Origin of the sequence: Streptomyces sp. SID11385 (assembly GCF_010548245.1) — a bacterium.
GTDB lineage: Bacteria > Actinomycetota > Actinomycetes > Streptomycetales > Streptomycetaceae > Streptomyces.
Genome location: NZ_JAAGLR010000551.1, coordinates 1 through 690, shown reverse-complemented (window position 1 = coordinate 690; position 690 = coordinate 1). Strand labels below are relative to the sequence as shown.

Below are 690 nucleotides of genomic sequence, written 5' to 3'. Positions count from 1 at the left end.
CGGGCGCCGCTTGCGCCGTACCAGCTCCCCGCGCCGCCGCTTGATGGGCAGCGCGGCCGGGTCGAAGGCCGGCGCGGGCACGAGGTGCGCGCCCGCGTCCGGCTCGGGCGCGGACCGTACGAGAGAACGCAGCCAGCCCCGCAGCTCCTCGAAGTCCGGCCGCTCGGTGGGGTCCTGGCGCAGCAGCGACTCCACGACGGGCCGCAGCGGGCCGCACTCCTCGGCGAACGCGGGCGCCTCCGCGCACACCATGTGGACGAGCTCGGCGGTGCTCTCCTCCGGGTAGGGGCCGTGCCCCTGCACCGCGCGGAAGAGCAGCACGCCGAGCGCCCACAGGTCGGTCGCGGGCCCGACGGGGGCCGCGAGCTGCCACGTCCCGCGCACGGGCCCGGCCTGCTCGGGCGCCCACCGCTCGGTGACGGGCCCGACCACCACCATCCGCACCTGCCGCGCCCGCTCCGCCTCGACGGCGTTGCCGGGGCCGTACCCGGACACGGGGGAATCCCAGGCGGGGGACGAGGGGGCGGCGTACGGGGCGGGCTGCGCGGGCGCGTACGGGTCCCGGGTTCCGGGGTCGTCCGGCGGCACCTCGTTCGGTGCCCGGTGGGTCTGCGGGGCCGGGGAACGCGGTACGGGGGGCTGCGGGGTGAGGCGCTGCGGTACGGGGGCGCTCGGGCCCACGGCGGGACC

The 690-nt window shown here is 79.3% G+C and carries 1 pseudogene; it reads right to left on the bottom strand.

Features of this window, described 5'->3' with window-relative positions:
• Window positions 1-690 (bottom strand): annotated as a pseudogene (locus tag G3I42_RS16760) (serine/threonine protein kinase); the annotation flags it as partial.